21 protein-coding genes, 3 tRNA genes and 4 rRNA genes are annotated in these 25,620 nt (G+C 60.0%); 22 read left to right on the top strand and 6 right to left on the bottom strand.

What is annotated here, in order from left to right; translation table 11 throughout:
- The first annotated feature begins 1 nt into the window (after position 1).
- The 6 genes from ihfA (at position 2) to qatC (ending at position 5,051) form a co-directional block, all read left to right on the top strand.
- The gene (ihfA, locus tag PCA10_RS18050; protein ID WP_003282572.1) at positions 2-304 is read left to right on the top strand and encodes an integration host factor subunit alpha; all 303 of its coding nucleotides are present in this window, start codon (positions 2-4) and stop codon (positions 302-304) included.
- A complete protein-coding gene (locus PCA10_RS18045) occupies positions 285-641 on the top strand; it encodes a MerR family transcriptional regulator (protein WP_016493505.1) in 357 nt (118 codons plus the stop codon). Before ihfA ends, PCA10_RS18045 begins: the two co-directional genes overlap by 20 nt.
- An 85-nt stretch (positions 642-726) precedes the next feature.
- Positions 727-803, top strand: a tRNA-Pro gene (locus tag PCA10_RS18040).
- A gap of 195 nt (positions 804-998) precedes the next feature.
- Positions 999-2,870: a KAP family P-loop NTPase fold protein gene (locus PCA10_RS18035; protein ID WP_016493504.1), complete on the top strand. Its 1,872-nt coding sequence runs from the start codon at positions 999-1,001 to the stop codon at positions 2,868-2,870.
- Positions 2,851-3,786 carry a Qat anti-phage system associated protein QatB gene (qatB, locus tag PCA10_RS31265; RefSeq protein ID WP_016493503.1) on the top strand — a complete coding sequence of 312 codons (936 nt, stop codon included), beginning with the start codon at positions 2,851-2,853 and terminating at the stop codon, positions 3,784-3,786. Before PCA10_RS18035 ends, qatB begins: the two co-directional genes overlap by 20 nt.
- Complete coding sequence (qatC, locus tag PCA10_RS18025) at positions 3,783-5,051, top strand: Qat anti-phage system QueC-like protein QatC (RefSeq protein ID WP_016493502.1); 1,269 nt, start codon at positions 3,783-3,785, stop codon at positions 5,049-5,051. The genes qatB and qatC overlap by 4 nt, the downstream gene beginning before the upstream one ends.
- A gap of 459 nt (positions 5,052-5,510) precedes the next feature.
- Here the strand turns inward: qatC and PCA10_RS18020 are convergent.
- The 3 genes from PCA10_RS18020 to PCA10_RS18005 form a co-directional block, all read right to left on the bottom strand.
- Positions 5,511-6,661, bottom strand: a protein-coding gene (locus tag PCA10_RS18020; RefSeq protein ID WP_144276949.1) for an IS3 family transposase whose coding sequence is annotated in 2 segments (ribosomal slippage) — positions 5,511-6,424 and positions 6,424-6,661 — 1,152 coding nt in all. Because the reading frame shifts where the segments join, the coding sequence is not laid out codon by codon here.
- Positions 6,662-6,701: 40 nt separating this feature from the next.
- Entirely contained in the window at positions 6,702-7,289 is a 588-nt protein-coding gene (locus tag PCA10_RS18010) for a hypothetical protein (protein WP_016493501.1), read from the bottom strand.
- Between the two features lie 24 nt (positions 7,290-7,313).
- The gene (locus tag PCA10_RS18005; protein ID WP_231866596.1) at positions 7,314-8,138 is read right to left on the bottom strand and encodes a S24 family peptidase; all 825 of its coding nucleotides are present in this window, start codon (positions 8,136-8,138) and stop codon (positions 7,314-7,316) included.
- A 133-nt stretch (positions 8,139-8,271) separates the two neighbouring features.
- On the opposite strand from PCA10_RS18005, the gene PCA10_RS18000 reads away from it, so the two are divergent.
- The 6 genes from PCA10_RS18000 (at position 8,272) to PCA10_RS17975 (ending at position 14,357) form a co-directional block, all read left to right on the top strand.
- Positions 8,272-9,039: a helix-turn-helix transcriptional regulator gene (locus tag PCA10_RS18000; protein ID WP_016493499.1), complete on the top strand. Its 768-nt coding sequence runs from the start codon at positions 8,272-8,274 to the stop codon at positions 9,037-9,039.
- A 127-nt stretch (positions 9,040-9,166) separates the two neighbouring features.
- Complete coding sequence (locus PCA10_RS17995) at positions 9,167-10,630, top strand: aldehyde dehydrogenase family protein (RefSeq protein ID WP_016493498.1); 1,464 nt, start codon at positions 9,167-9,169, stop codon at positions 10,628-10,630.
- A gap of 56 nt (positions 10,631-10,686) precedes the next feature.
- Positions 10,687-12,075, top strand: a complete 1,389-nt coding sequence (locus PCA10_RS17990) for an amino acid permease (RefSeq protein ID WP_041770335.1) — start codon at positions 10,687-10,689, stop codon at positions 12,073-12,075.
- A 17-nt stretch (positions 12,076-12,092) separates the two neighbouring features.
- Positions 12,093-12,908, top strand: coding sequence for a phytanoyl-CoA dioxygenase family protein (locus tag PCA10_RS17985; RefSeq protein ID WP_016493496.1), 816 nt, complete (start codon positions 12,093-12,095; stop codon positions 12,906-12,908).
- 75 nt (positions 12,909-12,983) lie between these two features.
- Positions 12,984-13,349: a SpoIIAA family protein gene (locus tag PCA10_RS17980; protein ID WP_016493495.1), complete on the top strand. Its 366-nt coding sequence runs from the start codon at positions 12,984-12,986 to the stop codon at positions 13,347-13,349.
- A 366-nt stretch (positions 13,350-13,715) separates the two neighbouring features.
- Positions 13,716-14,357, top strand: a complete 642-nt coding sequence (locus PCA10_RS17975) for a hypothetical protein (RefSeq protein ID WP_016493494.1) — start codon at positions 13,716-13,718, stop codon at positions 14,355-14,357.
- 19 nt (positions 14,358-14,376) lie between these two features.
- Here the strand turns inward: PCA10_RS17975 and uraD are convergent, their stop codons facing one another.
- Positions 14,377-14,907 carry a 2-oxo-4-hydroxy-4-carboxy-5-ureidoimidazoline decarboxylase gene (gene uraD / locus PCA10_RS17970; RefSeq protein ID WP_016493493.1) on the bottom strand — a complete coding sequence of 177 codons (531 nt, stop codon included), beginning with the start codon at positions 14,905-14,907 and terminating at the stop codon, positions 14,377-14,379.
- 110 nt (positions 14,908-15,017) lie between these two features.
- Positions 15,018-15,965, bottom strand: coding sequence for a LysR family transcriptional regulator (locus PCA10_RS17965; RefSeq protein WP_016493492.1), 948 nt, complete (start codon positions 15,963-15,965; stop codon positions 15,018-15,020).
- Between the two features lie 285 nt (positions 15,966-16,250).
- On the opposite strand from PCA10_RS17965, the gene PCA10_RS17960 reads away from it, so the two are divergent.
- The 10 genes from PCA10_RS17960 to rrf (PCA10_RS17915) all read left to right on the top strand — a co-directional run bounded on the left by PCA10_RS17960 (position 16,251) and on the right by rrf (PCA10_RS17915) (position 24,991).
- Entirely contained in the window at positions 16,251-17,591 is a 1,341-nt protein-coding gene (locus PCA10_RS17960; RefSeq protein ID WP_016493491.1) for an MFS transporter, read from the top strand.
- Between the two features lie 137 nt (positions 17,592-17,728).
- Positions 17,729-18,097 (top strand): hydroxyisourate hydrolase, encoded by a 369-nt coding sequence (locus PCA10_RS17955; RefSeq protein ID WP_197539854.1) that lies wholly within the window; start codon positions 17,729-17,731, stop codon positions 18,095-18,097.
- A gap of 40 nt (positions 18,098-18,137) precedes the next feature.
- Positions 18,138-18,473 carry a hydroxyisourate hydrolase gene (gene uraH, locus PCA10_RS17950; protein WP_016493489.1) on the top strand — a complete coding sequence of 112 codons (336 nt, stop codon included), beginning with the start codon at positions 18,138-18,140 and terminating at the stop codon, positions 18,471-18,473.
- Positions 18,474-18,504: 31 nt separating this feature from the next.
- Positions 18,505-18,972 (top strand): nucleoside deaminase, encoded by a 468-nt coding sequence (locus tag PCA10_RS17945; protein WP_016493488.1) that lies wholly within the window; start codon positions 18,505-18,507, stop codon positions 18,970-18,972.
- Positions 18,973-19,573: 601 nt separating this feature from the next.
- Positions 19,574-21,110: ribosomal RNA gene (locus tag PCA10_RS17940) — 16S ribosomal RNA — on the top strand.
- A 65-nt stretch (positions 21,111-21,175) separates the two neighbouring features.
- Positions 21,176-21,252: transfer RNA gene (locus PCA10_RS17935), tRNA-Ile, on the top strand.
- 32 nt (positions 21,253-21,284) lie between these two features.
- Positions 21,285-21,360, top strand: a tRNA-Ala gene (locus PCA10_RS17930).
- Between the two features lie 227 nt (positions 21,361-21,587).
- A 23S ribosomal RNA gene (locus PCA10_RS17925) occupies positions 21,588-24,478 on the top strand.
- A gap of 141 nt (positions 24,479-24,619) precedes the next feature.
- Positions 24,620-24,735 (top strand): 5S ribosomal RNA (gene rrf / locus PCA10_RS17920).
- A 140-nt stretch (positions 24,736-24,875) separates the two neighbouring features.
- A 5S ribosomal RNA gene (gene rrf, locus PCA10_RS17915) occupies positions 24,876-24,991 on the top strand.
- Together the 16S, 23S and 5S rRNA genes with 2 tRNA genes alongside form the textbook arrangement of a ribosomal RNA operon.
- Before the next feature lie 180 nt (positions 24,992-25,171).
- On the opposite strand, the gene queD is transcribed toward rrf (PCA10_RS17915), so the two are convergent.
- Positions 25,172-25,528 (bottom strand): 6-carboxytetrahydropterin synthase QueD, encoded by a 357-nt coding sequence (queD, locus tag PCA10_RS17910; RefSeq protein WP_016493487.1) that lies wholly within the window; start codon positions 25,526-25,528, stop codon positions 25,172-25,174.
- Positions 25,529-25,620: the final 92 nt, after the last annotated feature.

Here is a 25,620-nt window from a genome sequence, read left to right as displayed (position 1 = left end):
TATGGGGGCTCTGACGAAAGCTGAGATGGCTGAACGTCTTTACGAAGAGCTTGGCCTGAATAAACGGGAAGCCAAGGAACTGGTGGAGCTGTTCTTCGAGGAGATCCGTCAGGCGCTGGAGCACAACGAACAGGTGAAGTTGTCCGGGTTCGGCAATTTCGACTTGCGCGACAAGCGCCAGCGGCCTGGCCGAAACCCGAAGACCGGAGAGGAAATCCCGATCACGGCTCGCCGTGTCGTCACTTTCCGTCCAGGGCAGAAACTCAAAGCCAGGGTCGAAGCTTATGCTGGAACCAAGTCATAACGACGAGCTACCGCCCATTCCAGGCAAGCGGTACTTCACTATTGGCGAAGTTAGTGAACTCTGCGCAGTCAAGCCCCACGTGCTGCGTTACTGGGAGCAGGAATTTCCCCAGCTCAACCCAGTAAAGCGGCGCGGGAACCGGCGCTACTACCAACGCCAGGATGTGCTGATGATTCGGCAGATCCGGGCACTGTTGTACGACCAAGGCTTCACCATCGGCGGGGCGCGCCAGCGCCTCTCCGGAGACGAAGCCAAGGAAGACACCACGCAGTACAAGCAGCTCATCCGCCAGATGATCGCTGAGCTCGAGGATGTCCTCCACGTTTTGCGAAAGTGAAGATATTTAAAAAAAACCTTCCACTTTTCAAAAGCTTAAAGTATAGTTCGCTCCGTTCCGGTAACACGGAGCGAGCAACAAACGTCGGGGCGTAGCGCAGCCTGGTAGCGCACTTGCATGGGGTGCAAGGGGTCGAGTGTTCGAATCACTCCGTCCCGACCAAATAACTCCACGATCTAGGCCAGTTCAGAAATGAACTGGCCTTTTTCGTTTTGGGCATGGGACACATTGGGGACTCATCACGTAGGGACGTGTCGCCGAAAAGAGCGTATGGCCAGTTGCCTCTATCCGCCTCGGAACCGTTACTATGGAGGCCTTGCCACGGCTTCATGCTAACAGCGGCCAAGGAGAGGCATGATGTGGGTCGATAACGAAACAGATACGGATTTCCTCAATTTTTCCGGGGTTGCCGACACCGTTGCAGAGATTGTTTATCAGGCCAATGGGCGTCCCATTTCCATTGGGGTTTCTGGTGCTTGGGGGGCTGGCAAGTCCTCGATGATCAAGCTCATTCAGGCGTCGCTGCGCAACCCTCCGGAGTCGGGGAAAAAGCCTGAAAAAGATTTTGTTTTTGTCGAGTTCAATGCCTGGCTGTACCAAGGGTATGACGATGCCCGTGCGGCGTTGATGGACGTCATCGCGTCCCGTCTACAGGAAGAGGCCGAGGCGCGTCAGACAGCTCTAGACAAGGTTTACGAGCTGGGGGAGCGCGTAAATTGGCTACGGGTGGCCAAGATTATGGGGGGGGCGGCAGTTTCTGTCGCCGCCGGTGTGCCGATGCCTGGCCTGCTCGGTGATGCGTGGGGCCTTGCCAAGCAATGGTGGTCTGGCGACGTTGATCAGGCGACGATTGACGCAACCCATGAAAAAGCTGGGAAGGCGGCGGATGAGGCCAATCAGCTCATCAAAGCTAAACCCAAGAAGCCTTCGCCGCCCAAGGAGATCCAAGCACTTCGAGAGAATTTCGAGGCGGTGTTGGATGAGCTGGGCGTCACGCTCGTTGTGCTGATTGACGATCTGGATCGCTGTCTGCCCGAAACGACCATCTCGACCCTTGAGGCCATCAGGCTGTTCCTGTTCCTGCGCAACACGGCCTTCGTCATCGCGGCAGACAACGAGATGATCAAGCATGCGGTGCGCCGACATTTCAGCGGCGTTCCGGATGACGTGCTGGTCACCAGCTACTTCGACAAGCTAATCCAGGTTCCAATTCGGGTACCACCTCTGGGGACGCAGGAAGTCCGGGCGTACATGATGATGCTGTTCACCGAGAACAGTGGATTGCCCAAGGAGGAGGTCGAATCCATTCGCGTCAAAGTTCGCGATCAGCTTCGGACAACATGGCAAGGTGGTAGGGTCGACCGGGCCTTCATGCAGTCCCTGTCCAAGAAATACCCTGCGGAGCTGATCGGTAAATTCGACACCGCAGAGCGTCTTGCTGCGGTGATGACCTCGGCGTCAGGTATTCACGGCAATCCCCGGCTCATCAAGCGTTTTCTGAACGCCCTGGCGATCCGGATGAGCATCTCACGTGCCCACGGCGTGGGTGTCGATGAAGCGGCGCTGGTCAAGTTGATGTTGTTTGAGCGCAGCGGCAATCCGAAGGCCTTTGAAGAACTGATGAAAGCGGTTGCGTCGGATAAGCACGGCAAGCCCGAAATGCTCGCCGGTTGGGAAGCTGATGTGAAACAGGGTAAGGATTTCACCTTGAATCAGCCTTGGGATCACCCGTTTGTGAAGGAGTGGCTAGCCTTGCCACCTGCACTGGCGGACAAGGATTTGCGAGGTGCCATCTACGTCAGCCGCGAGCATGCACCGATCATCACGGACGAAGATCGTCTTTCTTCGAACGCTGTCGAGCTGCTGACCGCGCTGCTCGATTCGCCCGATATGGCACCTCAACTCAAGGGGGCGCTTGGGCAGATTGCCCCCCTAGAACTCAGCGTCATCATGGATCGACTGCTCGACAAGGCGGGCAACGAGCAGGAATGGGGCGTACCGCCCGTTCTGGACGCGATGCTGGTTATTGCTGGCATCGATGGATTGCAGGGCCCACGCCTCGCTGCGTTTTTGAAAGAGCGCCCGCCCGCACAGATCCAAGCTGGGATCGTTCCGAAGCTCAAAGATGAGAGTTGGGCGAAGTCTGTATTCGATTACTGGCAAAGCCTTGATGTCAGTACTCCTGTTAAGGCCGCGATAAGGAAGTTGAATGGGAACGTCACAAAATAGCGACGGGCCAGGCAAGGGGGTGCCGATGGTGCCTCCGTGGACGCCTCCGTTGCCGCCGATGCCACCGGCACCACTACCTGTCCCACCTCAGCCTCCAGAGCCTCCAGAGCCACCGGCTCAGCTAGCCCCTGAGCCGCCAGATCCTGGAGAGGATCAGGTTGATCAGGATGGGCAGTCTGATGAATTCCCTGACGGTGATAACGAGCCCAAGACTGCACCGTCGTCGCCACCTCCATTAGCGCCGCCAGGCCGCTTTGGGGGTGCGCGCAAGGGATTAGGTGACTACGCCAGGAGCGGTGATCGCAGCGGCCTTCAACGCAGCCTAAAGCACTACGTCAAACATGGGTACGGGGGTGCCAAGACCACTACGGCTCGATTTGGTGGTACGGCGGCTGTTGCCGCGATGCTGGGCGGTACCCTTCAGTCGGTGGCGGAAGGAACCAGTCAGGCCAATGCGAATCCCGTTGACCCCGTCCTGCTGAACGGTCGATCTGCTTCGGAAGTCATGGACGCGCTAGTCGAGGCCGTACGGCCTGTCGATGGGACTCAAGATGCAGAGGCAGAGCGGGCATCGATTCGGGGTTCGCTGTCCGATGTCCTCGTGAAGTATCCCAACGCCGATCTGCTTAACCTGGCTCCTGAAGAGCGGGCCTACGCTATCGAGCGCTTCACCGCGATGGATGTGTTTCACCGGTACGAGCTTGATTTGGGGAAAACCGTCCAGGAGAAGGCATCATCGGCCCTGGTTGCAGTGCGTCGGCTGAAGGAGATCAAGGAGTACATCAAGGAATGTGTATCGGCCTCTTTTCGCACCATTGCTGCCAATGGCGCACGGTTGACGACAGGGCGCATTTCCCAAGTCGTGACCCAGGCACTACAGGAGACGTTTGAGGTCTTTGAGGGGTATGTCGAATGAAGTTCGTATGTGGCCCTGCTGGATTTCAGGTGCGATCTGTCGAGCAGGCAATGCCGGTGGTGATCTATGGCCAGGCGGAAAAGGGACAAGTCAGTGTTGGAGGGTACACCCGTCACCTGCTTGAGAAGGCCCACTTGGAAATCTCACCTCAGGCATGGGATTTTCTGAGCATTGCTCTTTCCGTCGTCGCGGCAGATTTTACCGATCTGCGCGCCAGAAGCGCGGATGGCTGGACGCGTACGCTCGAACTTCACATCGCGGTTCAGGATCCTGTGTTCTGGAATGCCCAGGCACGAGCACTGGAAGCTGCGTTGGGTTTTCTGACGACCGATGTGTGGACGTTCGTTTTTCATCCGGGCGGCTATAGGCCACCTCCACAGTTGCAAGCATTGCATCCCCGAGAAGAGTCGGTTGCCTTGCTATCTGGGGGAATGGATAGCTTGATTGGCGCAATTGACCTGGTCACCCAGGGGGTGAAGCCTTACGCCGTCAGCCAGGTGGTCCGGGGTGACGGCAAGAAACAGAGCGATTTCGCTCAGAGTCTTGGATTGTCCAGGATCGGCCTCAATCACGTTGCCAGATCTCCGGGGCCTCAGGAGCCCTCTCAGCGGGCGCGATCCATCGTTTTCCTAGCATTTGGATTGGCCGTTGCGACGTCTCTTGATCGGTACCATCAGGGTGGTCGGGTGCCTCTCTACATTTGCGAGAATGGCTTCATCGCAATCAACCCGCCGTTGACCGTGACTCGACTTGGTAGCTTGAGCACCCGAACCGCACATCCTGAATACCTTGGTCGCTTACAGCAGATCTTCGATGCTGCTGGTATCAATGTTCAGATTCAGAACCCATACGCGCTGAAGACCAAGGGCGAGATGATGGCGGGATGTCTGAACCAATATCTGCTCAAGCAGCATGCTGTGACATCAACCAGCTGTGGGCGTTTTCAACGGTTTGGGTACAAGCATTGCGGACGATGTGTTCCGTGCCAGGTCAGAAGAGCCTCGTTCATTCGATGGGGCGAGCTGCGAGACAGCACACCATACGTCTATGGAGACCTGAGTATCGACAACCCTCAGTATGGGCGCTTCGAAGACGTTCGTTCTGTGGGGATGGCGGTGGCGAGCGTTACGCAGGACGGCTTTGATCAGTGGTTAGGGCACAGCCTTTTCTCTCCTTTCATTACTGACAGGGCTGGATATAGGCGAATGCTCGGTCGAGGCCTCGATGAGCTGGCGAAGTTGCACGCGTTCTATGGGCTTGGCTGAATGAAACTGCACTGGCAGTGCGGGCAGCAGTCTCGTCTCGGTCATAGTGATGGGCTGACCCTCTCAGCCCTCAAGTTCATAGGCTGGTAGGATTGAAGAGCCCCACGTAGCCTAGATAAATCGCGAGTGTCTGATTATGGCCGACTCTGTTGAAAAACTCGGTGCGCGACAGGGCTGCTTGTTCATAGCCTGAAAAATGTCCGAATCGAGCGTTGCTACGTGAAATCTAGTGCAGCTCGATCACAGCAATGAGTCAGCTTTCAGCCTTAACTACGTACTTTCGGCGAAGGATATTGTCGAGGGAGTTTTCAACAGAATCTGCCGGCAGCAGCCTTTTGTGGATGTCCGCTACAAGAGCTGCTATAGCAATGACTCTGATGAGCTCTATCGAGGATGGGGGCTGATTCAGCCAGATTTATGCTAGCCTGCAAACGCTTCGGGTGAATCGCCCCGGCTTTCCTAGACACTCTCCAAGCTCTGGAAATAACGCTTTTCAAACTCCACTGGCGATAGCTGCATAGCGCTGCTGTGCCGGCGTTTGGGGTTATAAAACATCTCGATGTAATCGAACACATCACTCCGGGCTTCTTCGCGGGTGCCGTAGGTTTTTCGTCGGATGCGTTCCCGCTTCAGCAACTGGAAAAAGCTTTCCGCCACCGCGTTGTCGTGGCAGTTACCGCGTCGACTCATGCTGCTGATCAGGTTGTTGGCCTTGAGGAAGCTCTGCCAGTCCGAGCTGCTGAACTGGCTGCCCTGGTCGGAGTGGATCATCACTTCCTGCTTGGGCTTGCGCCGCCACACCGCCATCAACAGGGCATCGATAGCCAGGTCGCTGCACATCCGTGGCTTCATCGACCAGCCGATCACCTGGCGTGAAAACAGATCCAGCACCACCGCCAAATACAGCCAGCCTTCATAGGTGCGGATGTAGGTGATGTCGGTGACCCAGACCTTGTTCGGTTCACTAACGTTGAATTGCCGCTCCAGGCGATTGGGCGAAGCCACCGTTGGCCGGCCGCCGTAATAGCCGGGGCGCCGCCGATAGCCGGTCTGTGAGCGCAGCCCTTCTCCTCGCATCAGGCGAGCCACGCGGTGCCGGCCACAGGACTCCCCCAGCTCACGCAGGTCGTCGTGAATCTTGCGATAGCCGTAGACCCCACCGCTTTCCAGCCAGGCATGTTTGATCAACCCGAGTAGGCGCTGATCTTCCTTGGCGCGTACGGATTTCGGCTCGGTCAGCCAGGCGTAGTAACCGCTGGGATGCACTTTCAGGGTCTGGCAGAGACGTCGAACCGGGTACTCCACCGACAGCTTGCTGATGAAGGCGTACTTCAGCCGGACTCCTTGGCAAAGTACGCGGCGGCCTTTTTTAGGATGTCTCGCTCTTCGGTCACTCGCTTGAGTTCGGCGCGCAGACGACGCAGTTCGGCCTGCTGATCGTCGTCTTGCTGCCGCTGCGCCTGGGGCTTGCCGTAGCGCTTGATCCAGGCATACAGGCTATGCACCGACATGCCTAACCGCGCTGCCACCTCGGCTACGGGGAGGCCGCGCTCGGTCACTTGTTTGACCGCTTCGATTTTGAATTCTTCGGGGTAACGCTGGTTGCTCATGGCACCTCCTAATGGGCCTCATTATGAGGCTTGGAGGTGTCTACGAAACTAGGGGCGATTCATTTATCGCAACTGGCGCTGCGACAGGCGCGGATGGCGTGGCAGTTGCGGTTGCGGTTTTGTTTGGCGGACCGATCTCGCCGACCAGGCTCTTGGTGAGTGCGCGGACCTGCACATTGCTCAGTTCTGAGGAAATCTCTTCCCAGGCGGGGGATGTCGTGTTGTAGCTGCGCTCTCCGTACCCCTTGAGTGTTTGCGCATCTAGGTAGATGGCCCTCGCTTCTATTAATGGCTCATCGTCGCCAGCGGCCTCCGTGGCATAGCGGAAGTCGTCCACGATGATTATTAGGAGCAAGCCCGGATCGGTGGAGGCCAGAATGGGGCCGTCTTGCTCACTTACCCTGTATCCCAAGGCCGACGCTTCACGCTGGATCGCCGCCCGCCAGGAGGCTACGAATTCATCCCAGTGGGCATTCCCGAGTACCCGGCCGTCGGCCTTGAAGTTGACGATCAGTTGCGTCCGGGAATCAGCGGGGACCACAAGTGGCGCGGCAGGCGTTTCCTTGACTGGGTTGTCGGCGCAGCCCGCCATCAGCAGTGCAGCGAAAAGCAGGAGTGCATTGCGCATCGCGAGTTCCTTGTCGTTGTTGGCTCAGACCTTCCGAACGCTCCAGATCAGCAGCACCTTGGCGTGGAAGACCACGTCTTCGATCCCGGCCTTCTGGTTCTCGTACTTCGCGTTGTCCGAAATCAGCTTGTAGTAGTCGGCATCCTCCATCTGCACCCGCTTGATGTAAAGATGGTTACGCCAGCTGACCACATACAGGCCTTCTCCGCCGAATTCATTCACACCGCAATCGACAATGACCGGGTCCCGATCATTAATCGTGCCTTCCATGCCCTGTCCCCACTGGGTGACGACGGCAAGCTGGTCGGCACTGGTGTAGCGCAAGCCTTGTTCCCGCAGGAATGATTCGCTGACAGTGAGGCTGCGCACGGCCTCGCTGTAGTCGGCGGGCAGTTTGCCGTGGGGTTCCAGGGCCTTGAGGTCGAGATGGGGAATGCAGATATCGCCTTCTCGAACCTCGAGTTGAGCGGCAGCGGACTCGGCGGATTCACGGACCTTGTACAGGCTGGTTTCCAGGCTTTCGGCCACGGCCTCGGCGACGCGTAGTTTGGCGGCGGCGTTCAGGCTCTTGCCCGCGTGCTTCTTCAGCAGCTCCAGGATAATGGCTGTGGTGGCTTCCCGGGATTCGCCAGCAATGGAGGCCTGGCCATAGGTGCTGATTGCCGTGGTGGGGGTGGGGTGGCCTTCGCCTGTGGCGAGCCAGGCGGCGTCGCATTCCAGGGCTTTGGCGAGGGCAATCAGGCGTTCGCCACCCGTCTTGTTCGCGCCGCTGGTCCAATGGCTGACGGAGCCTTTGCTTACGCCCACCTTGAGGGAGAGCACCTTTGAGCTCAGCTTCAGCGCTTTCATGCGCAATCTGACACGATCAGAAAATTCCATGGTTCAGGATGCTAAACGGGGTATGGTTTAGATTCCTTGTCGGTTGTTGTTTAGATTTCTAAATAGACGGCTATCAGGAGTTCCAGCTCTCTGGAGTTCAACCATGCACGGACAGCTCACCCAATGGACCCGCGACATCGCCGCCGTCCTGGCGCAACCGCCGGGTCATCCTCAGCTACGGGCGCTCGCCGATTGGCTGCAACGCCTGGGCCTTGCCGATCACGTCCTGTTCTTCGTCCACGAAGGGCGTTCCCCTCCCTTGGCGATGTTCGACAGCCTGCCACCCGGTCTGCGGCCGCACCTGGTGGGCGAGTACCGGGCGGGGCTGTATGGGATGGACCCCTTCCATGTCGCCTGCCGCTCCGCTGTGGCGGATGGGCTGTACAGCCTTGGGCAGCTGGCGGAGGAGGGGTTCGGGGAAGGGGAGTTGTTCCGGCGTTGCCATCGTCAGTTGGGGTTGGGGAAAGCGCTCGGCTTTATCGTCAGTCTCGAGGGGCGGGGCAGGGCGGTGCTGCTCTTGTTGCACGGCGGGGAATCCGGCGCGGAGGAGTTGCGTTTGCTGGGTAGTGCGGCGCCAGTGGTGGAGCCGGTGCTGCGTTCGGCCTGGGCGGTGTATCGGCGCGAGGGGGGTGATGGGCTCGACCGGGTGGGGGCGGTGATCGCGCGCTTCGGCCGGGGTGTGCTGACGGAGCGCGAGTGCGAGGTGGCGCGGCTGCTGCTGGAGGGGCATACCAATGCCTCGGCGTCGCAGCGGCTGTGCATCAGCAAGGGGACGGTGAAGGTGCACCGGCGCAATCTCTACGAGAAGCTGGCCATCGGCAGCCAGTCGGAGTTGCTGGCGCTGTTCGTTGAGGCGTTGAGGCGCTCTTGAGGGCGGTGAGTGACGGAGACGGAGGACACCGGCTCACGCGGCAGTCGTACCCCTTTCAGCATATGGGGCATGGGCGGGGCGCTGGATAGCCTGGGCCGCTCCACAACGTCGCGCGAGGAAAACCACCATGAGCGAGGCCACGCTCTACATCGATGGGCGCTGGGGGACGCCGAAGCAGGGGCACCAGTTCAGCAGTATCGATCCGGCTACCGAGGTTTGCATCGCTCATCTCGCGGCGGCTGGCGAGGAGGATGTGGACCAGGCGGTGACGGCCGCGCGCCGGGCTTTCGATCGCGAGTGGCGGCATACGCGGGGTCAGGAGCGGGCGCTCTACCTCGAAGCCCTGGCCAATAACCTGGAGCAGCGCAATGACGACCTGGCGGCACTGGAGGTGTGCGACAACGGCAAGCCGCTGGCGCGGGCGGCCTGGGATGTGGCCGAGGCCATCGGTTGCTTCCGCTACTACGCCGAGCTGGCGCGGGAGCTGGATGGGCGGCAGGACCAGTTGCGGGATATGGAGGATGCGTCTTTCAGTTGTCGCGTCCGCCATGGGCCGGTGGGGGTGGTGGGGCAGGTCATCCCCTGGAGCTACCCCTTGCTGATGGCGGCCTGGACGGTGGCTCCCGCACTGGCGGCGGGGGCCACCTGTGTGCTGCTGTCGTCCGAGCTCACGCCGCTGAGCGCTCTCGAGCTGGGGCTGGCGGCCAGCCGGGTCGAGTTGCCGCCGGGGGTGCTGAATGTGTTGTCGGGGTATCGGGCCCAGGCCGGTCGCATCCTGGCCCGGCATTCCGGCGTGGACAGGCTGGCCTTCGACGGCGTGCTGCCCAACGAGGTGCGGAGCCTTTCGGCGGCCGCTGCCGATATCCGCAATATCAGCCTGGAGCTGGGCGGCAAGTCCACGCTGATCCTGTTCGACGATGTGGATATCGAGGTGGCGGTGGAGTGGATCGTCTCCGGCTGCCTCTGGAACCAGGGGCAGGTGGGCAGCGCGCTTTCCCGCGTACTGGTGCAGGAGCGCATCGCGCCGCGCCTGCTGGAGCGTCTGGTGCAGGCCGCCCAGGAGGTAAAGCTGGGGCCCGGGATGGTGGAAGGGGTGCAACTGGGGCCGCTGATCAACTCCTGGCATCACCGGCAGGTGATGATGGCCATCGAGCAAGGCCGGCAGGATGGGCGGCTGCTGATCGGCGGCAGGCGTCCCCGGTATTTGCCGACCGGCTATTTCATCGAGCCGGCGCTCTTCTACGAACCCGATATCAGGTCGCCGCTCTGGCGCGGGGAGATCCTTGGCCCGGTGCTCTGCCTGAAGTGCTTCCGTACCGAGGCGGAAGCCCTGGCACTGGCCAGCCATGGTCGCCCAGGGCTCGCCGCTGCGGTGATGTCCGCCGATACCGCGCGCGCCGATCGCGTCGCCAACGGCCTGCGCGCCGATATCGTCTGGCTCAACGGCTCGCCCGCCAGTGTTCCGCCGACTCCCTGGAGTGGCAGGCAGCCGAGCGGTATCGCCGGCGAGCTGGGTCGCTGGGGGCTGGAGAGCTACCTGGATTTCAAGCAGGTGACCCGCTACCACCGGGATGAACCCGAAGACGTTTGAATCAGGCACTCGAGGCGCTGGCCGGTTTCGATAACAACAATAAGCGAGGCAACGCAATGGAAGGCACCACGCTGCGCCGTGGCCTGAACGCCCGGCATATCCGCTTCATGGCCCTGGGCTCGGCCATTGGCACCGGGCTCTTCTACGGTTCGGCGGCGGCGATCCAGCGCGCCGGGCCGTCGGTGCTGCTGGCCTATGTGATCGGCGGGCTGGCGGTGTACCTGGTGATGCGCGCCCTGGGGGAGATGGCGGTGCGCACGCCGCTGGCCGGCTCTTTCGGCCACTACGCCAGCCAGCACCTGGGACGTTGGGCGGGCTTTCTCACCGGCTGGACCTACGCCTTCTCGATGATGATGGTGTGCCTGGCGGATGTAACCGCCTTCGGCGTCTACATGGGCCTGTGGTTCCCCGACACGCCGCGCTGGATCTGGGTGCTGGGCATCGTGCTGTGCATCGCTGCGCTCAACCTGTGCAGCGTGCGGGTGTTCGGCGAGCTGGAGTTCTGGCTGTCGCTGGTGAAGGTGCTGGCCATAGTCGCCATGATCGTCGCCGGGTTGGGGGTGTTGCTGCTGGGCATCCAACTGGGCGACGGCTCGGCGGCGGCATCGGGGTTTTCCAACCTCTGGGCGCATGGTGGCTTCTTCCCCAACGGCATCGAGGGCATGCTGGCGTCCTTCACTATCGTGATGTTCGCTTTCGGCGGCATCGAGGTGATCGGCCTCACGGCGGGGGAGGCCAAGGACCCGAGGCGGATGATCCCAAAGGCGATCAACTCGGTGCCGCTGCGCATCCTGCTGTTCTATGTGCTCACCCTGCTGGTGCTGATGGCCCTCTATCCCTGGCAGAAGATCGGCAGCCAGGGCAGCCCCTTCGTGCAGATCTTCAGCGGCCTGGGCATCGCCTCGGCGGCCAGCCTGCTCAACGTGGTGGTGATCTCGGCGGCGGTGTCGGCCATCAACAGCGACATCTTCTGCACCGGGCGGATGCTCTACGGCATGGCGCAGAATGGCCAGGCGCCGGCTGGGTTCGCGCGCCTGTCGCGCCACGGGGTTCCCTGGATGACGGTGCTGGTGATGTCCATCGCGTTGCTCGTGGGTGTGTTGCTCAACTACCTGCTGCCCAATGAGCTGTTCCTGGTGTTCGCCTCCCTGGTGACCTTCGCGGTGGTCTGGGTCTGGCTGATGATCCTGCTCTCCCAGGTGGCGATGCGCCGTGGGCTGGGGCCAGAGGAGGTCGTGGGCCTGGACTTCCCGGTGCCGTTCTGGCCTTGGGGGCAGTACTTCGCGATTGTCTTCATGCTGTTCATTCTCGGGGTGCTGGCGGTCTTCCCCGATACGCGGCTGGCCCTCTATGTCGGTGTCGGCTGGCTGGTGCTGCTGTCGCTGGCCTACTGGCGCTGGGTGCGGCCGAAGGAGGACGGCCAGGAGGCATTGGAGTTGTCCTGATGAGAAAGGAGCATCTTATGTACGAATTCCCGCTGTCCCCTGCCACGGTCGAAGCCTTCCAGCGCGACGGCGCGGTGTGCATCCGCCAGCTGTTCACCCTTGATGAGGTGGCGCTGCTGGAACGGGGTATCGAACGCAACCTGGCCGCGCCCAGCGAGCGGGCCAAGGTGGCCAGCAGCCCGGACGACCCCGGCTGGTTCTTCGAGGACTTCTGCAACTGGCGGCAGTTCGAGGAGTACCACCGCTTCATCGTCGACAGCCGGGTGGGTTCCGTGGCCGCGCAGTTGATGCAGTGCGAGCGGGCGCGCCTGTATCACGACCACCTGCTGGTAAAGGAGCCCAACACCCGCCAGCGCACGCCCTGGCACCAGGACCAGCCCTACTACAACGTCGAGGGCTGGCAGAACTGCAGCATGTGGATGCCGGTGGACCCGGTGGCGCGGGAGTCCACCCTGGAGTTCGTCGCCGGCTCGCACCTGGGGCCCTGGCTGATGCCCAGGACCTTTCTCGACAACCAGGCGCGCTGGTTCCCGGAAGGCAGCCTGGCGGACCTGCCGGATATCGAGGCGGACCGCTCGCGCTGGAACATCCTCGGCTGGGCCCTGGAGCCGGGGGATGCGGTGTTCTTCCATATGCTCACATTGCACGCCGCCGGCGGCGTGGGTGGGCAGCGCCGGCGGCGGGCCTTTTCCCTGCGCTTTTTGGGCGAGGACATGCGCCACGCCCCCCGGCCCTGGAACACCTCGCCCGAGTTCCCGGGGCTGGCGGAGCAACTACCGGCCGGCGCGCCCCTGACGCATCCGCTGTTCCCGGTGATCTGGCCCAGGAACTGAGGCGCGGCGGCGCATCTTGCTGATTCCAGCGGTGGGCGTATGGTGAAAGAGCTCACTTCCCATGGAGGTAAGGCTATGTTCCAGGTAATGCGCAATGGCGCGAACCGCGTCGACGTCGACTTCGCCGGCAAGCTCGACAGCAACGAGATGCGAACCGGCCTCGCCGAGCTGGCGAGCCAGTCCGAGGGCATCGCCCACGGTCGCATGCTCTACCGGGTGGGCAGCTTCGAAATGCCGACCCTGGGCGCGATGGCGGTGGAAGTCTCGCAACTGCCCCAGCTGTTCAAGGTGGTGCGGCGCTTCGATCGCATGGCGGTGGTGGCCGACAAGGGCTGGGTCCGTAAGGCCAGCGAGCTGGAAGGCGCGCTGATCCCGGGGCTCGAGATCAAGGCCTTCGGTTCGGCTCAATCGGCGGAGGCGGAGGCCTGGCTGCAGCGTTAACAGCAGGTTTCGTTTCCCTGGCCTACATGGCCAGAAAGGGCGGCCTTGTGGTCGCCCTTTAGTTTGTCGAGCCTTGCCAATTCCCGGACTTCATCCGGGCTACGACCCAGTTCCGTAGGGTGCGCCGTGCGCACCGAGAATTTCGGCGCGGTGCGCGCGGCGCATCCTACTGCGTGATTCGGTCCCACATCGCGATTGAAATCGTTCCTGTGCCCGTGTATTCCGTCCGTTCGCCACGTTGTACGAAGGGACTGATTCCGCTCATGCACACGCTTTCGAGTAGCGCGCCACTGTTCATCGGCTGGGATGTCGGCGGCTGGAACTGCGACAAGAACCCCGCCAGCCGCGATGCCCTGGTGGTCCTGGATGAGCAACGGCAAATCCTGGGCCGGCCCTTGGCGCGGCAATCTGCGGCGGCCGATCAACCAGGCGGTGGATTCGACGGATTTCGTCGCCCGCCTGCTGAGCGTGTGCGAAGTCGACCCCGAGTCTGTCGCGACAGCGCCCGTGGTGCTGGCCATCGACACTCCCCTGGCCTTCTCCAGCGCCTTCATCGAGCTGCTGGTGCAGGGGCGGGCGGTGACGTCCATCGAGGGTTCCGCCAGCAATCCCTACCTGTTCCGTCATACCGAGCGCTTCCTGTTCGAACGCGGCATCAGCCCGCTGTCGGCGGTGAAGGACATGATCGGCAGCCAGGCCACCAAGGGCATCCATGTGCTGGCCCGCTTCGCGCCGCACATCGAAGCCTGTGGTATCTGGTCCGACCTAGGCCGTCTGCGGGCCATCGAGGCCTACCCCTCTGCCTGCAAGAAGTCGTCGACCATGGCGACGCTGCAGCGGGAATACCCCGAGATCGGGGCGTTGGAACACGCCGACCAGCGAGATGCGCTGACCTGTGCGCTGCTCGCCTGGCTGTTCCACTATCGGCCGGGCGACCTGGCGCAGCCCGGGCCGGAGGCCCCGCTGCGCGAGGGCTGGATCTTCGTGCCGGCGGACGCCTTGCCCTGAGCGCCCCCGGTGACCGGGGCTAGTGGCAGAGGCGCTGCCGCAAGCGGTTGCGGGTGATGGCGTGGACCTGGTCCAGCGCGCAGTCCAACTCCGTTGCCGTATCGCGGCCCAGGCGGTTGCGCAGCTCGAAGAAGAGACCGGCGCGGGTGTAGTGACGCACGCAGATGATGAAGGGGAAGCCGTGCCGGGCCCGGTATTGCCGGTTCAGTTGCTCCAACTGTCTTTCGTCTTCCGGTGTCAGGTCGTGCAGACCTGCGCTGGCCTGTTCGTCGGCAGAGGCGGGGGTGAGCGCGCCACCCCGTAGTGCGGCCGCGGAGAGTTCCGGATGGCGGCCGAGGAAGGTTTTGCGCGCTTCGACGTTGCGGCTGCGGATGCTCACCATCATCGTTTCGTGCAGGTGCTCGATGGACTGGAAGGGGCGGGCGCACCAGGCTATTTCGGCCACCTCGGGCGAGTGCTCGAAGATGTCGCCGAGCAGTTTGACGAAGTCCGCCTTCTCCAACGCATTGAGCGCATCCAGGCGGTGTGCGGGGGTGTTCGGCTGGGTCATGGGGTGGTCTCGGGCCGTGGAAGGAGCCGCGAGTGTAGGGATCGTCTGCGAGACGACCGCAGTGGGCATGCGCTATCGGCCCCATAACGGTCGGGGTATTGCAGGGAGACTCAGAACGTTCTTGCCGTGCTGGCGATGGCCCTGAGGGCCTGGGCGCTCTCCATCAGCAACCCCCTCAGCCAGATGTGCGCGGCAGAGCGGTGCCGAGTGGGATGCCAGAGCAGGTAGAAGCGCATCAGTGGGAAGTCGAACGGCGCCGGCTGGATCGTCAGGGGCATGCGCCGCGCGTAGTAGGCCGCGAAATGCCGCGCCGTGGTGAGGATCAGATCGGACTCGCTCACCAGGTATGGGGCCAGGGCGAAATAGGGGCAGGACACCCGTTTGGCGCGCTGCATGCGCCGGGACGCCAGGCTGCTGTCGACAACGCCGCGCTGGGACCCGGAGTAAGGCAGCGGCACCAGGTGGGAGGCGTTGAGGTAGCGCTCCGCCGTCAGCTTGCCGGGCCGAGCGAGGGGGTTGTCCCTGGCCATCAGGCAGACCACTTCGTCTTCCAGCAGCACCGCCAGGTGCAGGTGCTCGGGTGGGGCGGGCCAGTTGCCTATGACGATATCCACTTCGCCCTCGGCCAGGGCCCGTTCGAAGTCGAAGCCCTCGCTCATCGGCAGGGTCACCAGCCTGGCCTTGGGCGATTGCACGCGGAAGCGCCGAACCATATCGGCGAAGAAGGGTGGGGCGAGGTAGTCCGGCACGGCGAGGGTGAAGGTGCGATCGCAACATTCGGCGTTGAACGGCTCGTCAGTGGTCAGCAGATGGTCGAGGGCATCGAGGGCGGCCTGGGCATCCTGGGCGAGCTGCAGGCCACGCTCGGTGGGCACCATGCTGTTCTTCTCGCGGATCACCAGGGGGTCGCCAAAGATATGCCGCAGGCGCTTGAGGGCTCCACTGATGGCCGGCTGTGACTGATTCAGGCGAATTGCGGTACGCGACACGCTGCGCTCGGCAACCAGCAGGCACAGCACGCGCAGCAGGTAGGTATCGAACGGGTCGTCACTTCTCATCGTTGGGTGTCTTCCCGGAGGCCAAACCTAACGATCCCGTCGCGCCAGGATAGCGTCAACGTGGTCCGGTCCGGCTTGGTTGTGCGACGCCGCCGCGTCGCATCGACGAAGTTGCCTGTCGGGGCCGGCAGCGGTCGGATTCGCAATTCGCTATGGGCTCTATAAGACGACGACGCTGTCTGGGCGGATGGCCCCTGACTTATGGTCGCGGCACACAACAACAAGCCGACCGTCCAGCGCTTACCTGAAGCGCCGTGAAAGGTCGAAGCCCGCCGGGGAACGCTAATGTCCGCCACCGAACAAGCCGCATCACCCGATTCCACTGCCGCACCGTCGCTCGAGGATAGGGTCTACCGCAAGGTCACCTGGCGACTGTTGCCCTTCCTCTGCATCCTCTGGGTCCTGGCCTGGCTGGACCGCGTCAACATCGGTTTCGCCAAGTTGCAGATGCTCGATGCGCTGCGGTTCAGCGAGGCGGTCTATGGCCTGGGGGCGGGCATCTTCTTCCTCGGCTACTTCCTCTTCGAGGTGCCCTCCAACGCCTTGCTGCAGAGGATCGGTGCCAAGAAGACCGTCATGCGCATCGCCATTGGCTGGGGCACCATCTGCATGCTCCAGGCGTTGGTCACCACGCCGACCCAGTTCTACATCCTGCGCTTCCTGCTCGGTGCCTTCGAAGCGGGTTTCTACCCCGGCGTCATCCTCTACCTCACCTACTGGTACCCGACCTCACGGCGCGCCAAGGCGTTCGGCACGTTCATGTCCGCCTCGGCCGTCGCCGGGATTCTGGGCGGGCCGCTGGCGGGCATGATCATGACGTCCCTGGACGGCGCCAGCGGCTTCCACGGCTGGCAGTGGCTGTTCGTGCTGGAGGGGTTCCCCTCGGTAGTGGCCGGCGTGGTCGCCTTCTTCTATATGACCGATCGCCCCGACCAGGCCAGGTGGCTGAGTGTGGCGGAGCAGCGAGTCATCCATCACGCCCTGGAACGGGATGCCCGCGAACTGGGCGAGCGCGGCAGCGACTGGCGGACACTGTTCCGTAACGCGAGGGTCTGGTTGCTGATCGCCATCTTCTTCTGCCTGCTCTGCGCCAACTCCGCGCTGACTTTCTGGATCCCCACCATCATCCGCGACTCCGGATTCGGCGCGCCCCTGGTCATCGGCTGGATTGCCGCACTGGGCTACCTGTTCGGGGCGGCGGGGATGATTCTCAACGGCGCCCATTCGGACCGCCGCCAGGAGGTGCGTTGGCACTTCGCGCTGCCGGCGGCTTGCGGGGCACTGGCGATGGCGGTGATGGCCATGCTGCTCGGGCAGCAGACCCTGGCGCCCGTCTTCACCCTGGTGGCCATGATCGTCGCACTCACCGGGACCATGAGTGCCATACCGGTGTTCTGGCAATTGCCCAACCTCTATCTCGCCGGAGGCGCCGCGGCCATCGGTGTTGCATTCATCAACTCGGTGGCCAACCTCGCGGGCTTCGGTGCGCCTTATGTGCTCGGCCTGGTCAAGGACGCCACCGGCAGCCTGGCACCGGGGCTTTACCTGGTGGCGGCCATCGAACTGATGGCGGCAGTGCTGGTGATTGTCGGTATCGCCCACGCCAAGCATCGCAAGGAGGGTTAGACATGGGAGATGCACTGAATCGGCAGCGTCGGCGCTTCTTGTTCGGCACTGCGGCCCTGGCTGGTGGCGCGTTGCTTGCCTCGCGGGCTTTTTCGGCAGCGCCTGCAGGCTTGCCTGATCAAGCTCGGGGGCCGATCGTGCTGCACGGTGTCAGCCCGAGGCTGACGATCCATCTACTGGACACTTTCCACGGCGCCCCTGCGGTGGGGCTGCGTGGCGACTTCTCCAGGCTGGAGAGCGGCCAGACGATTGCGCTGCAGTCCTTCAGCGTCAACGCCAACGGGCGTACCGACGAGCCGCTACTGATGGGTGGCAGCTACCGGGTAGGCGATTACGAGTTGCTGCTGCACATCGACGACTACTTCCGCATGAAAGGTGCGCGGCTGCCATCGCCGGCCTTTCTCTCCAAGGTGCCCATCCGCGTGCGTATCACCAGTGCGGACGAGCGCCTGCACCTGCCCGTTCAGTTCGGTCCCTGGAGTTACACCTACTATCGCGGCAGTTGATGGCCAGCCGCGCACTCTTCGACAGACCTGGAGCACGCTCATGGCCGGAATCACCACTCACGTGCTGGACCTCGCAAATGGCAGGCCGATGGCGGGCGTGCGGATCGAACTCTTCGATCTCGGCACCACGCCGCCGACATTGCTCGCCCAGGCGCTCAGCAATGCCGATGGCCGCACCGACGAGCCCATGCTGGCCGCGCAGGCGGCGCGGCCCGGCGATTTCGAGCTGCGCTTCGCCGTTGGAGAGCATTTCAAGGACTCAAACGCCTTGGCGGAGGTGGTTCCCGTGCGGTTCACGGTGTTCGACCCGACACAGCACTACCACGTGCCACTGCTGTGTTCGCCCTGGTGCTTTTCGACTTATCGCGGCAGCTGACCGATTCAGCACTCTATAAAGGAGGGACTGCATGTCCAGCATTGAGGCTTATCTGATTGATTCCATCCGTCTCGCCATGGATAACGTGCGCGAGCGCAAGACCTGGCCCTTTGGCGCCGTGCTCGTGAGAAATGGCGAAATCCTGGCTCGTTCGGTCAACGAAGTGGATGCCACCTGCGACCCCAGTGCCCACGCTGAAATGCAGGCGGTGCGCGCGGCTTGCAAGGCCCAGGGCTCGACCGACCTCAGCGGCAGTGTTGTCTATGCCAGCGGCTACCCGTGCTCCATGTGCCTGTCCGCGATGCACTTGGCGGGGGTAAGCAAGGTCTATTACGCGTACTCCAATGAAGATGGCGAACCCTACGACCTCTCTGCGGAGCGCGGGTATGTGGAGCTGGCGCGGCCACTCGAGCAGCGAGAGCTGAGCCTGACCTATGTCCGTGCCCGCGACGAGGGGCCTGACCTGTACGAAGCCTGGCGGCAGCTGCAGGGTGGCTAGCGAACAGCTGTAGCGGGAGCCCCTCTCTATATATAGGAAGGAGGGGGGAGGAGGCGTCCGACGGGTATTACAGGAATATTTCAAATAAGTGTTGACGGCAGATTCTGCGCGCCTATAATGCGCACCTCTTCCAGTGACGAAGCAGCGAAAGAGCTTGAAAATCAAGCACTTAGCAAGGCGGAAAAGCGGGAAGAGGTGATCGGCGAGCGGTGGTAGAGCTGGCCGCTTCGGTCTTCCGAAAGGCAGAAAGAAGAAGGTCACGGAGGCGTTGACAGCGAGTTTGAACGCTGTAGAATGCGCCTCCCGCTGACGAGAAGAGTGATCGGATCGAAAGCGCAAGCGGTTGAGTAGAAAGAGAAATTCTTCGAAAAACAGCTTGACAGCAAGAAAGGCTGCTGTAGAATGCGCGGCCTCGGTTGAGGCGAAAGACTTGATCGAAACGCTCTTTAACAACTGAATCAAGCAATTCGTGTGGGTGCTTGTGAAGTAAGACTGATAGTCGACTGATTATCAGCAACACAAGTAACTCTTCGTGAATTCAAAGAGTTTATTTGCGATTGCTGAGCCAAGTTTAGGGTTTTCTCAAAACCCAAGCAGTATTGAACTGAAGAGTTTGATCATGGCTCAGATTGAACGCTGGCGGCAGGCCTAACACATGCAAGTCGAGCGGCAGCGGGTCCTTCGGGATGCCGGCGAGCGGCGGACGGGTGAGTAATGCCTAGGAATCTGCCTGGTAGTGGGGGATAACGTTCGGAAACGGACGCTAATACCGCATACGTCCTACGGGAGAAAGTGGGGGATCTTCGGACCTCACGCTATCAGATGAGCCTAGGTCGGATTAGCTAGTTGGTGGGGTAAAGGCTCACCAAGGCGACGATCCGTAACTGGTCTGAGAGGATGATCAGTCACACTGGAACTGAGACACGGTCCAGACTCCTACGGGAGGCAGCAGTGGGGAATATTGGACAATGGGCGAAAGCCTGATCCAGCCATGCCGCGTGTGTGAAGAAGGTCTTCGGATTGTAAAGCACTTTAAGTTGGGAGGAAGGGCAGTAAGTTAATACCTTGCTGTTTTGACGTTACCAACAGAATAAGCACCGGCTAACTTCGTGCCAGCAGCCGCGGTAATACGAAGGGTGCAAGCGTTAATCGGAATTACTGGGCGTAAAGCGCGCGTAGGTGGTTCAGCAAGTTGGAGGTGAAATCCCCGGGCTCAACCTGGGAACTGCCTCCAAAACTACTGAGCTAGAGTACGGTAGAGGGTAGTGGAATTTCCTGTGTAGCGGTGAAATGCGTAGATATAGGAAGGAACACCAGTGGCGAAGGCGACTACCTGGACTGATACTGACACTGAGGTGCGAAAGCGTGGGGAGCAAACAGGATTAGATACCCTGGTAGTCCACGCCGTAAACGATGTCGACTAGCCGTTGGGATCCTTGAGATCTTAGTGGCGCAGCTAACGCGATAAGTCGACCGCCTGGGGAGTACGGCCGCAAGGTTAAAACTCAAATGAATTGACGGGGGCCCGCACAAGCGGTGGAGCATGTGGTTTAATTCGAAGCAACGCGAAGAACCTTACCTGGCCTTGACATGCTGAGAACTTTCCAGAGATGGATTGGTGCCTTCGGGAACTCAGACACAGGTGCTGCATGGCTGTCGTCAGCTCGTGTCGTGAGATGTTGGGTTAAGTCCCGTAACGAGCGCAACCCTTGTCCTTAGTTACCAGCACGTTATGGTGGGCACTCTAAGGAGACTGCCGGTGACAAACCGGAGGAAGGTGGGGATGACGTCAAGTCATCATGGCCCTTACGGCCAGGGCTACACACGTGCTACAATGGTCGGTACAAAGGGTTGCCAAGCCGCGAGGTGGAGCTAATCCCATAAAACCGATCGTAGTCCGGATCGCAGTCTGCAACTCGACTGCGTGAAGTCGGAATCGCTAGTAATCGTGAATCAGAATGTCACGGTGAATACGTTCCCGGGCCTTGTACACACCGCCCGTCACACCATGGGAGTGGGTTGCTCCAGAAGTAGCTAGTCTAACCGCAAGGGGGACGGTTACCACGGAGTGATTCATGACTGGGGTGAAGTCGTAACAAGGTAGCCGTAGGGGAACCTGCGGCTGGATCACCTCCTTAATCGAAGACTTCAGCTTCTTCATAAGTTCCCACACGAATTGCTTGATTCAATTGCGAAGGCGATTGGGTCTGTAGCTCAGTTGGTTAGAGCGCACCCCTGATAAGGGTGAGGTCGGCAGTTCGAATCTGCCCAGACCCACCAATTGTCGCGGGGTCGTATGACCGGTTGACATTGGGGCCATAGCTCAGCTGGGAGAGCGCCTGCTTTGCACGCAGGAGGTCAGGAGTTCGATCCTCCTTGGCTCCACCATCTCCAGGCTGATCAAGAGTCCAGAATTGAATATCTCGAGTGGGATATTGAATTCTGAACTTTGCTTCAGAATCGTTCTTTAAAAATTCGGGTATGTGATAGAAGTGACTTGTTGAGTGTTTCACTGCACTCAATGAATCAAGGTAAAATTTGCGAGTTCAAGCGCGAATTTTCGGCGAATGTCGTCTTCACCCCTATGATCACGAGCAGATTGCTTGGGGTTATATGGTCAAGTGAAGAAGCGCATACGGTGGATGCCTTGGCAGTCAGAGGCGATGAAAGACGTGGTAGCCTGCGATAAGCTTCGGGGAGTCGGCAAACAGACTTTGATCCGGAGATCTCTGAATGGGGGAACCCACCTAGGATAACCTAGGTATCTTGTACTGAATCCATAGGTGCAAGAGGCGAACCAGGGGAACTGAAACATCTAAGTACCCTGAGGAATAGAAATCAACCGAGATTCCCTTAGTAGTGGCGAGCGAACGGGGATTAGCCCTTAAGCTTCTTGGATTTTAGCGGAACGCTCTGGAAAGTGCGGCCATAGTGGGTGATAGCCCCGTACGCGAAAGGGTCCAGGAAGTGAAATCGAGTAGGACGGAGCACGAGAAACTTTGTCTGAATATGGGGGGACCATCCTCCAAGGCTAAATACTACTGACTGACCGATAGTGAACCAGTACCGTGAGGGAAAGGCGAAAAGAACCCCGGAGAGGGGAGTGAAATAGAACCTGAAACCGTATGCGTACAAGCAGTGGGAGCCTACTTTGTTAGGTGACTGCGTACCTTTTGTATAATGGGTCAGCGACTTATATTCAGTGGCGAGCTTAACCGAATAGGGGAGGCGTAGCGAAAGCGAGTCTTAATAGGGCGTTTAGTCGCTGGGTATAGACCCGAAACCGGGCGATCTATCCATGGGCAGGTTGAAGGTTAGGTAACACTGACTGGAGGACCGAACCGACTACCGTTGAAAAGTTAGCGGATGACCTGTGGATCGGAGTGAAAGGCTAATCAAGCTCGGAGATAGCTGGTTCTCCTCGAAAGCTATTTAGGTAGCGCCTCACGTATCACTCCAGGGGGTAGAGCACTGTTTCGGCTAGGGGGTCATCCCGACTTACCAAACCGATGCAAACTCCGAATACCTGGAAGTGTCAGCGTGGGAGACACACGGCGGGTGCTAACGTCCGTCGTGAAAAGGGAAACAACCCAGACCGTCAGCTAAGGTCCCAAAGTTATGGTTAAGTGGGAAACGATGTGGGAAGGCTTAGACAGCTAGGAGGTTGGCTTAGAAGCAGCCACCCTTTAAAGAAAGCGTAATAGCTCACTAGTCGAGTCGGCCTGCGCGGAAGATGTAACGGGGCTCAAACCATACACCGAAGCTACGGGTTCGTCGTAAGACGAGCGGTAGAGGAGCGTTCTGTAAGCCTGTGAAGGTGAGTTGAGAAGCTTGCTGGAGGTATCAGAAGTGCGAATGCTGACATGAGTAACGACAATGCGAGTGAAAAACTCGCACGCCGAAAGACCAAGGGTTCCTGCGCAACGTTAATCGACGCAGGGTGAGTCGGCTCCTAAGGCGAGGCAGAAATGCGTAGTCGATGGGAAACGGGTTAATATTCCCGTACTTCTAATTACTGCGATGGGGGGACGGAGAAGGCTAGGCCAGCTTGGCGTTGGTTGTCCAAGTTTAAGGTGGTAGGCCGAACACTTAGGCAAATCCGGGTGTTCAAGGCCGAGAGCTGATGACGAGTGTTCTTTTAGAACATGAAGTGGTTGATGCCATGCTTCCAGGAAAAGCCTCTAAGCTTCAGGTAATTAGGAACCGTACCCCAAACCGACACAGGTGGTTGGGTAGAGAATACCAAGGCGCTTGAGAGAACTCGGGTGAAGGAACTAGGCAAAATGGCACCGTAACTTCGGGAGAAGGTGCGCCGGTGAGGGTGAAGCATTTACTGCGTAAGCTCATGCCGGTCGAAGATACCAGGCCGCTGCGACTGTTTATTAAAAACACAGCACTCTGCAAACACGAAAGTGGACGTATAGGGTGTGACGCCTGCCCGGTGCCGGAAGGTTAATTGATGGGGTTAGCGCAAGCGAAGCTCTTGATCGAAGCCCCGGTAAACGGCGGCCGTAACTATAACGGTCCTAAGGTAGCGAAATTCCTTGTCGGGTAAGTTCCGACCTGCACGAATGGCGTAACGATGGCGGCGCTGTCTCCACCCGAGACTCAGTGAAATTGAAATCGCTGTGAAGATGCAGTGTATCCGCGGCTAGACGGAAAGACCCCGTGAACCTTTACTGTAGCTTTGCACTGGACTTTGAGCCTGCTTGTGTAGGATAGGTGGGAGGCTTTGAAGCGAGGACGCCAGTTCTCGTGGAGCCATCCTTGAAATACCACCCTGGCATGCTTGAGGTTCTAACTCTGGTCCGTCATCCGGATCGAGGACAGTGTATGGTGGGCAGTTTGACTGGGGCGGTCTCCTCCTAAAGAGTAACGGAGGAGTACGAAGGTGCGCTCAGACCGGTCGGAAATCGGTCGTAGAGTATAAAGGCAAAAGCGCGCTTGACTGCGAGACAGACACGTCGAGCAGGTACGAAAGTAGGTCTTAGTGATCCGGTGGTTCTGTATGGAAGGGCCATCGCTCAACGGATAAAAGGTACTCCGGGGATAACAGGCTGATACCGCCCAAGAGTTCATATCGACGGCGGTGTTTGGCACCTCGATGTCGGCTCATCACATCCTGGGGCTGAAGCCGGTCCCAAGGGTATGGCTGTTCGCCATTTAAAGTGGTACGCGAGCTGGGTTTAGAACGTCGTGAGACAGTTCGGTCCCTATCTGCCGTGGACGTTTGAGATTTGAGAGGGGCTGCTCCTAGTACGAGAGGACCGGAGTGGACGAACCTCTGGTGTTCCGGTTGTCACGCCAGTGGCATCGCCGGGTAGCTATGTTCGGAAGAGATAACCGCTGAAAGCATCTAAGCGGGAAACTCGCCTCAAGATGAGATCTCACTGGGATCTTGAATCCCCTAAAGGGCCGTCGAAGACTACGACGTTGATAGGTTGGGTGTGTAAGCGCTGTGAGGCGTTGAGCTAACCAATACTAATTGCCCGTGAGGCTTGACCATATAACACCCAAACAATCTGGTGATTGTGGGTGCGACTGGTTGAAGTCGATAGAAACCGAAAGTTCGCAAGAACCGCAAATACCTAGACTGTCACATACCTGATTCGGGATCGCGCCTTACCGCGAGATCCCAACCGAATTGCTTGACGACCATAGAGCGTTGGAACCACCTGATCCCATCCCGAACTCAGTAGTGAAACGACGCATCGCCGATGGTAGTGTGGAGCTTCTCCATGTGAGAGTAGGTCATCGTCAAGCTTCTATCCCAAACCCCCGATACGCCTCGCGTATCGGGGGTTTGTCTTTAAGTGAGAGCAGTGCGAAAGCACGTGCCCCAAGAGCTTCAGAGCTCACCCTGATTCGGAGTAGCGCCTCACGGCGAGACCCCAACCGAATTGCTTGACGACCATAGAGCGTTGGAACCACCTGATCCCATCCCGAACTCAGTAGTGAAACGACGCATCGCCGATGGTAGTGTGGAGCTTCTCCATGTGAGAGTAGGTCATCGTCAAGCTTCTATTCCAAACCCCCGATCCGCTCATGCGGGTCGGGGGTTTGTCTTTGCGCGCGAGAAAGTAGGCTGCGCTGCGCGCATCGAGGATACGGCGGCACGCACGGCGCGTCCTACAGAGATTGCAACCAACAAAAAGGCCACCCGGAGGTGGCCTTTTGCATTTCTGCGTCCTGGAAGCTGTCAGTCGCCGCGGTATTCGCAGCCACTGGTGCAGGTTTCGTGGATGCGGATGCGGGAAAGCTCCGGGAGCAGGGGCTTGAGCTGCTGCCAGATCCACTTGGCGAGTACTTCGCTGGTGGGGTTTTCCAGGCCGGGGATCTCGTTGAGGTAATTGTGATCGAGCTGCTCGTAGAGCGGCTTGAAGATCGCCTTGAGCTCGGAGAAGTCGCGAATCCAGCCGGTATGGGGATCGGGCTCACCCTCGATGTAGATGGCCACACGGAAGGAGTGACCGTGCAGGCGACCGCATTTGTGGCCGGCCGGCACGTGGGGGAGCTGGTGTGCAGCTTCGAAGATGAACTCTTTGAAAATTTCCACTTGAGTAACGCTCTTGAGATGACGGCCAGGTAACCGGCCAAAGCAGGAAAGCCCCGATTTTACCAGCTCTCCGGCTGCCTGGCGGAAAAGAC

It is taken from the genome of Pseudomonas resinovorans NBRC 106553, assembly GCF_000412695.1.
In the GTDB taxonomy this organism is placed as follows: Bacteria; Pseudomonadota; Gammaproteobacteria; order Pseudomonadales; family Pseudomonadaceae; genus Metapseudomonas; species Metapseudomonas resinovorans_A.
Note: the sequence above shows the minus strand (reverse complement) of the source record. Positions and strands in the feature narration are given on the sequence as shown.

Bases quoted from the DNA above. Each gene is read 5' to 3' on its own strand.
- ihfA (WP_003282572.1), top strand. From the start codon at position 2: ATGGGGGCTCTGACGAAAGCTGAGATGGCTGAACGTCTTTACGAAGAG.
- PCA10_RS18045 (WP_016493505.1), top strand. From the start codon at position 285: ATGCTGGAACCAAGTCATAACGACGAGCTACCGCCCATTCCAGGCAAG.
- PCA10_RS18035 (WP_016493504.1), top strand. From the start codon at position 999: ATGTGGGTCGATAACGAAACAGATACGGATTTCCTCAATTTTTCCGGG.
- qatB (WP_016493503.1), top strand. From the start codon at position 2,851: ATGGGAACGTCACAAAATAGCGACGGGCCAGGCAAGGGGGTGCCGATG.
- qatC (WP_016493502.1), top strand. From the start codon at position 3,783: ATGAAGTTCGTATGTGGCCCTGCTGGATTTCAGGTGCGATCTGTCGAG.
- PCA10_RS18010 (WP_016493501.1), bottom strand. From the start codon at position 7,289: ATGCGCAATGCACTCCTGCTTTTCGCTGCACTGCTGATGGCGGGCTGC.
- PCA10_RS18005 (WP_231866596.1), bottom strand. From the start codon at position 8,138: ATGAAAGCGCTGAAGCTGAGCTCAAAGGTGCTCTCCCTCAAGGTGGGC.
- PCA10_RS18000 (WP_016493499.1), top strand. From the start codon at position 8,272: ATGCACGGACAGCTCACCCAATGGACCCGCGACATCGCCGCCGTCCTG.
- PCA10_RS17995 (WP_016493498.1), top strand. From the start codon at position 9,167: ATGAGCGAGGCCACGCTCTACATCGATGGGCGCTGGGGGACGCCGAAG.
- PCA10_RS17990 (WP_041770335.1), top strand. From the start codon at position 10,687: ATGGAAGGCACCACGCTGCGCCGTGGCCTGAACGCCCGGCATATCCGC.
- PCA10_RS17985 (WP_016493496.1), top strand. From the start codon at position 12,093: ATGTACGAATTCCCGCTGTCCCCTGCCACGGTCGAAGCCTTCCAGCGC.
- PCA10_RS17980 (WP_016493495.1), top strand. From the start codon at position 12,984: ATGTTCCAGGTAATGCGCAATGGCGCGAACCGCGTCGACGTCGACTTC.
- PCA10_RS17975 (WP_016493494.1), top strand. From the start codon at position 13,716: ATGAGCAACGGCAAATCCTGGGCCGGCCCTTGGCGCGGCAATCTGCGG.
- uraD (WP_016493493.1), bottom strand. From the start codon at position 14,907: ATGACCCAGCCGAACACCCCCGCACACCGCCTGGATGCGCTCAATGCG.
- PCA10_RS17965 (WP_016493492.1), bottom strand. From the start codon at position 15,965: ATGAGAAGTGACGACCCGTTCGATACCTACCTGCTGCGCGTGCTGTGC.
- PCA10_RS17960 (WP_016493491.1), top strand. From the start codon at position 16,251: ATGTCCGCCACCGAACAAGCCGCATCACCCGATTCCACTGCCGCACCG.
- uraH (WP_016493489.1), top strand. From the start codon at position 18,138: ATGGCCGGAATCACCACTCACGTGCTGGACCTCGCAAATGGCAGGCCG.
- PCA10_RS17945 (WP_016493488.1), top strand. From the start codon at position 18,505: ATGTCCAGCATTGAGGCTTATCTGATTGATTCCATCCGTCTCGCCATG.